Source organism: Skermanella sp. (assembly GCF_059503625.1).
Window position 1 is genome coordinate 1 of sequence record NZ_JCACHA010001021.1, and the last position, 6,081, is coordinate 6,081.

Genomic DNA, 6,081 nt, shown 5'->3' on the forward strand with positions numbered 1-6,081 from the left:
GCCGTTTAGATGCATCCAGAACCCGCACCACAAAATCCCGGGACCAAACAGCTAGTCGTCTGCGGAGACGATGGTGCCGTCGATCAAGCCATATCCAAATGCCGGCCCATCTGACATTCGTTCGAGGAGGTGGTTAAACACCCTAGCCTGCAGCCACCGGCGGAACTGTTGGAATACGCTGTTCCAGACGCCGAACCGATTCCGCATGTCGCCCCAGGGCGCCTAGGCCCGCACAGGCCACAGTACCGCCCGCAGGAACAGCCAGTTATCGTTGCAACTCGCTCTCGGGTCGGTCGCCTTGCCCGGCGGCAGCGAGGCGACTTTCTTCTAAACCGCATCGCTAACTACAAACCGGTCCTGATCAATTGGAGTCATCAGGGTCCGGAAACGTGCCATTGCGCTGCACTTTAATAATGTTAAAGCTCGAACAGACACACCATGCATCACAGTTCTTTATATATCCTCGACCTGATGCTGAAATCCCGGAATAATACTCGCTTCGTGAATTCGGGATTGAAGTGTTATCGCAGGTCCGTCCTACTTCTTCAGAACTGCTATCCAAATTCAGACAGTGAGACGCCTGAGGAGGTGACTCTCAAAGTTTTAAACTGAAAGTTGGTTTGTGTTGATGTAATTCATCTGAGGTGCAAAATTCGCATAAAATTGCCGTCATTCGAGAGATTCAGGCCGTTTATTGGATGGCTGTCTTCTCTTTTTCGTGGTCATCGTTGTGCACAAACCGCAATCAACATCATCGGGTGGGAACAATGGACATCATTTTGATTTGCGTGGCGGGAGTTCTCACAGCCGTGGCGTTACATCCATTTTGCACCTATCCACTTAGTTTGGCTTTGCTAGCCCGAGTATCCCCTAAGCCGATTAAGCTTGGAACGAGTTTTGTGTGTGAGCAGCCTCCTCACGTTGCGCTCTGCGTTTGTGCTTACAACGAAGCTAGTGTGATTCGAGCCAAGGCAGAGAACATGCTCGCTATGCGCGCCGATCTCCCCGGGCTTGAACTGTTCATCTGGGTAGATGGTGCTACGGACTCGACGCCAGAAATTCTAGCTGAGTACGCCGACCGAATAAATATTATTGTGTCCCCAAATCGGCAAGGAAAGACACATGGAATGAACACTCTGATCTCCCGTACGACAGCCGATTACATTGTCTTTTCTGATGCAAACGTAGTATTTTCGCCAAAAAGCATAATCAACTTACTGCAACCTTTCGCAGATGCCAGTGTCGGTTGTGTCTGTGGTCATCTTATTTATTCCACCACAGACGGATGCGCGGCGGCAGGATCACTTTACTGGCGATTAGAAGAGCATACTAAAGAATTAGAGAGTCGGATCGGATCCGTTATGGGCGCTGACGGATCCATATTTGCGATTCGGCGAACGTTGCACTGCCCGCCGCCCAATGATATTATCGATGATATGTATGTCTCACTTTCTATCCTGTGCGAAGGTCACCGGATTGTACGCGCCGGAAATGCCATTGCTTATGAAACGACAGTGTCGCAGCCCGCCGAGGAGTTTCGCCGCAAAATTCGCATTAGCTGTCAAGCTTTCAACGTGCATCGTCTCTTGAGGCCACGTCTACATCATCTTAGTGCGCTACAACAGTATATGTATATTTCTCATAAACTCTTACGATGGTTTACAGGTTATACATTGGCTGGAGCTCTTGTTTGTTTGACTACAGGATTAATATTTGCAGGCGCATGGAGTGTTATTGGTGTTGGCGTTGGTATGTTCATTTGTCTGGTTTCAGCTTGCCGCCTCCAACCGTCGGGACCTGTTGGTTGTGTAACTGATATAATCTTTGCATTTTTTGCAACAAGTTTCGGAGTCATTCAATCTTTGCGTGGAGCTCGCTTTCAGACTTGGAATCCTCCCTCGTCAGCACGCATTATGACTGGGCAGCCATAAGGCATAAAATTGAATATGCTTGATACGGTTTTCTGTCTTGGCTTACCTGATCTATGATGCGTTATCAAAAGCAAGCGGTTTTAAAAACCAGTATGAAAGCGCATAATGCAAAAGTGGCACCAGCTACATGGAGAGAATATTCTGAAATTTGCTTTCAAGAACCGTGGTAGTGGTCGAAGTATCAAGCAAAATGCATTGTACCAACAAGCTTTTTAAACTCAACCACAAGCTGGAGGACATAATGGATAATCTGATCACAATATCGGTGCCAACATTTCAAAGGCCCGATCTTCTGCTTACCGCACTGAACTCATGCTTTGCGCAGGATTATCGCCCACTTGAAATAGACATTGGCGATAACTCCACAGATCAGGAAACAGAGCGAATGGTCGCTGGCTTGATCCCGCCAGTTGGCATTACAATTCGGTACAGGAGGCATGTTCCTGGTCTTGGCCAAGTGGGAAATATGCAAGAATTGCTTGCTCGCGCTCGCGGCGATCGACTGCTTCTTCTGCATGACGACGACCTGCTTCTGCCCGGCGCTATCACGACGATGGCAGCTGCTTACGATTTAGCGCCTGATGTTGTTCTCAGTTATGGAACGCTTCAGCATATCGATGCTCGAGGACAATACTTGCAGAAAATGACCGAAAAAGAGAATGCAGATTTGGGACGCACATTCGAGCACGCCGGTTTGCGACGAGACCTGCTTGTCGCTGCTCTTCGCCGACATGTCCTGCCACTAGGCTTTTTAGTTCGCGCCGATGCGGCCAAAAGAGTCAGCTTTCGCAATAGGGATGAGATTGGACTGGCGGTTGATACGGATTTCAGTATCCGCCTAGCGCTTGCTTACCCCGACGCGGCCTTCGCTTTCGTTGCGCAACCTGTGTATCAATTCCGGCTGTGGGCGGAAAGCCAACGCTTCACACAACACGACACCTGCTGGAAGCTTTACGACAAAGTCCTCGCACTTGAAGGCCTTTCTTTAGAAGAAGAGAAAGCACGGGATGCGCTACTGACTTTCATCGCTAGGGCAGCGACAACGGAGAACGCTTTGGGCGGGCGACGTCGCGCAGCACTGCGCATTCTTCTTTCGCGTCATTATCCTCGAAACGAAGATCTATTACGACGTGCCTATACACTATGCTTGTTGCTGATGCCGCGCTTAGCCTATGCTGTTCGTCGGCTGATACCGGTCAGCTTCGCAACGCCTTCCATTTCTGGCTCGACGCCACCTCGGGTGGGGACGCATTAGGAGACCTTTGCGCGGGTAGCGCTTGAGGCGCTTTATGGCTGAGTGCCAGCATTGAGTTCAGCTGCTCAGCAGCGATGCCGGATGGAGCGCTTGGAGAGATCAGTCAGGTCAGGCTGCTGAGTTGTTCAAGAGGGTGAGTGAGCGGCGGAGGTTGTAAGGGATGGCGGTGAGGTGGACCCGCAGGGTAGCCTTGGCCAGTCCTCGCCATCGCATGCGGCGCAGCCCGTCGCTGCGCTTCCAGGTGCTGAGGACCTGGTGGATGGCGTAGTTCCGGCGGCGGAGCTTGCGCAGCGTGTCATCACCAGGGCGGCCTCACATGCCCGTCGGCACGATGCGGAGCGTATCACCGCGGGCGGCGACGGCTGCGCAAAAGATAGGGCCACGGTAGGCGCTGTCGGCATAGACCTCGCCGGGTGCCTCAGGCAGGGCACCGCCGCCAGCTCGGCCGTCATGCACATTTCCTGGTGTCACGCAGAGCGCCTCGACGAGGGCGGTATCAGCATCGGCGCCGACATGGGCCTTGAAGCTGTGGATCGCCTTGCGCCGCTGGTGGCCAGCCCAGCCCGCCTCAGGATCGGCATGGCTGGCTGAGGCAATCACGGTGGCGTGGACCAGCGTGCCGGTCTTGATTGTGATCGCTTTGGCCCGAAGCTGGTCAGTCACCACCTCGAAAAGCGCCTGGTCGAGGCCGCGGGCCACCAGTTGAGCCCGCAGCCGCACGAAGGCCGTGCGCTCGGGGGTTGGCTCATGCGCCGAGAAGCCGCAAAAGCGCCGGAACGAGGCGCGATCGTCGAGCGCCTCGGCAAGCCGCACATCAGACAAGTCGTGCCAGACCGGAATCAGCATAGCTTTGAACACCGCCAAGGGCAGCCAGGCCTGATTTGCAAGGGAGACCGGCACGATCCCGCCCGGGTCTTCGAACCCATGAGAGCGAACCAGACTCACTTTCCGGTCGAAACGATGGCGCGCGTCCTTGGCGTCTCCCGGGCCCGCTACTACGCTTGGCCGCGCCGTTCACCTTGGGCCCACACCGAGGCGGATGCGGCTTTGCTGGAGCGGGTCCGAGCGGTGCACGTCGCGTCGCGCACCTATGCTTCTCTCAAAGTCCATCCGGGATCATATAGTTTTCTGACATAGCCTTCGGAGCATGCCTTGAACGGAGGCCCGCCGCAGATAGGCAAGCGCGCGGCGGTTCAAACACTCCCAATCCTTGGCTAACCGTCGGCAGCGATTGAGCCAAGCGATGGTGCGCTCGACAATCCAGCGCCTCGGCAGCACGACGAACTTGCTCAACTCGGCCCGCTTGACGATCTCGACGTTGATCTGCCGGCAGGTCGTGCGCATTCCGACCTGGAAGTTGGCACCCTGGTACCCGCCGTCGGCGTAGAGCTTCAGCAGGAATGGGTAGAGGCCGAACAGCGAGCCCATCAGCAGTACGCCACCATCGCGGTCTTGAATGTCGGCTTGCATCAGCAGGCTCTGTGTGTCGACCAGGACGTGGCGCTTCTTGCCTTTGATCTTCTTGCCGGCGTCGTACCCCGACAGCTCGATGTAGCCCCCCTTTTTCCGCGCTCTTCACGCTTTGGCTGTCGATGATCGCGGCCGTCGGGCTGGCCTCGCGCCCCGTCTGCTCCTGGCAAAGCACGTAAAGCGTGTGGTGGATGCGATCGAGCGTCCGGTCCTCGTCCCAGCGCCGGAGGTAATCATTCACCGTGCTGCGTGGCGGTAGGTCCTTCGGCAGCGCCGCCCACTGGCAGCCGGTGGAGAGGATGTACAGCACCCCGTTCAGCACCGCGCGCTCATCCACCGTCCGCTTGTTATCGCCACGCTTCGCCAGCGGAATCAGCGGGCCGGTGATGGACCATTCCTCGCCGGTCAGACCACTCGGGTAGCGCAGCTTGCTGCGGTCGTATTTCGGCCGGTTCTCGGGCGTCCACATAAACGCTCTTCCTTTCTTCCCGCACCCGCCGCCAAGAGCCAATCCAACCGATTCCGATCGTTCGGTACGTTTTCGGACAGACACTGAGGGGCAATGAGGCTTTTCAGCTCTCCCTCGGCGCGGAGCTGCATCTGCTTCACTCGCTCATCATCTCGCCGAGGTTTTCGAGCCAGCTGGAGCAAGATTCCGGTGGCGCCGCGAACGAGGCCGCAGCCTACGTCACCTGAGCTGTGCGAGAGGCCCGACGAGCGGATTTCGTCGTCACGCACTGGGTTCAGGCAATGCCGCCAGCCGATTTCCGATCCATGCAGTTCGGCGGATCGCAATCCTTCGGCCAGACCTTGGCTTGTCTTTTGCCGGCCAGGAGCCTGCGATGGTCTTCTCGCAACGACGGGCTTATGAGACCTGTGCGCGGATGTATGTGGACACGGCGCGATGTGGGCTGATTCGCTGCTTATATGGACGAGGAGGCTGGCATTGGACTTGCTTCGCTTTAGTGGAGAGGCATTGGGTCAGGTAACGCCTCACCCGGCGCAACATCAGGCGACGCTGGCCGTAAACGGCGTACCGGCGACGCATGTGCAAACGCTTCGACTGCGCGCTTTGCAACCAGCGCTGGCATGCCAAGAGCGGCTCCAACCAGCATAAGCGCCGCATCGGATCAGCCCTCACGACGCGATGCGACGACGCTCAGGCCCGCGAACTCGTCCACCGCGTTCTCACCAACAACCTTATGCTCCTCGCCGCAACCGCCTGAGCTTTTCAACAAAGCATAAGGATATTACATGTCGTTGCAGCACATTTGTTTTGGCTTGTGCCCTTAGATTGCCGTCCGCAAAAGTATTTTAAGACGGACCAGCAAATAAACATAATATGGCAATCACCGGTGTCTGATGCTCTGCTTAGAGCCCGTCTATGAAGAACTGCTGTATTCTGAATGCGTTGCGGCAGGACAT

Annotated in this window: 6 protein-coding genes; 3 read left to right on the top strand and 3 right to left on the bottom strand. The window is 55.7% G+C overall.

Going from position 1 to position 6,081, the window contains the following annotated elements:
* Positions 1 to 767 precede the first annotated feature (767 nt).
* Together AC5JJ6_RS37195 and AC5JJ6_RS37200 are read left to right on the top strand one after the other, a co-directional pair.
* Positions 768 to 1,931, top strand: coding sequence for a glycosyltransferase (locus AC5JJ6_RS37195; RefSeq protein WP_496046861.1), 1,164 nt, complete (start codon positions 768 to 770; stop codon positions 1,929 to 1,931).
* A 241-nt stretch (positions 1,932 to 2,172) separates the two neighbouring features.
* Complete coding sequence (locus tag AC5JJ6_RS37200) at positions 2,173 to 3,186, top strand: glycosyltransferase family 2 protein (protein ID WP_496046862.1); 1,014 nt, start codon at positions 2,173 to 2,175, stop codon at positions 3,184 to 3,186.
* 108 nt (positions 3,187 to 3,294) lie between these two features.
* Here the strand turns inward: AC5JJ6_RS37200 and AC5JJ6_RS37205 are convergent, their stop codons facing one another.
* The 3 genes from AC5JJ6_RS37205 to AC5JJ6_RS37215 form a co-directional block, all read right to left on the bottom strand.
* Positions 3,295 to 3,477, bottom strand: a complete 183-nt coding sequence (locus AC5JJ6_RS37205) for a transposase (RefSeq protein ID WP_496046866.1) — start codon at positions 3,475 to 3,477, stop codon at positions 3,295 to 3,297.
* Between the two features lie 21 nt (positions 3,478 to 3,498).
* Positions 3,499 to 4,086, bottom strand: coding sequence for a transposase (locus AC5JJ6_RS37210; protein WP_496046863.1), 588 nt, complete (start codon positions 4,084 to 4,086; stop codon positions 3,499 to 3,501).
* 216 nt (positions 4,087 to 4,302) lie between these two features.
* Positions 4,303 to 5,125 (bottom strand): IS5 family transposase gene (locus tag AC5JJ6_RS37215; RefSeq protein WP_496046864.1). Its coding sequence is split into 2 segments (ribosomal slippage): positions 4,303 to 4,747 and positions 4,746 to 5,125, totalling 825 coding nucleotides; the frame shifts between segments, so codons are not numbered across the junction.
* A 577-nt stretch (positions 5,126 to 5,702) separates the two neighbouring features.
* Here AC5JJ6_RS37215 and AC5JJ6_RS37220 point away from each other — a divergent pair.
* Positions 5,703 to 5,882 carry a hypothetical protein gene (locus AC5JJ6_RS37220; protein WP_496046865.1) on the top strand — a complete coding sequence of 60 codons (180 nt, stop codon included), beginning with the start codon at positions 5,703 to 5,705 and terminating at the stop codon, positions 5,880 to 5,882.
* The last annotated feature ends 199 nt before the right edge of the window (positions 5,883 to 6,081 follow it).

What these genes read in the sequence shown, in the direction of transcription:
- AC5JJ6_RS37195 (WP_496046861.1), top strand. Translation starts at nt 768, where the DNA reads ATGGACATCATTTTGATTTGCGTGGCGGGAGTTCTCACAGCCGTGGCG.
- AC5JJ6_RS37200 (WP_496046862.1), top strand. Translation starts at nt 2,173, where the DNA reads ATGGATAATCTGATCACAATATCGGTGCCAACATTTCAAAGGCCCGAT.
- AC5JJ6_RS37220 (WP_496046865.1), top strand. Translation starts at nt 5,703, where the DNA reads ATGTGCAAACGCTTCGACTGCGCGCTTTGCAACCAGCGCTGGCATGCC.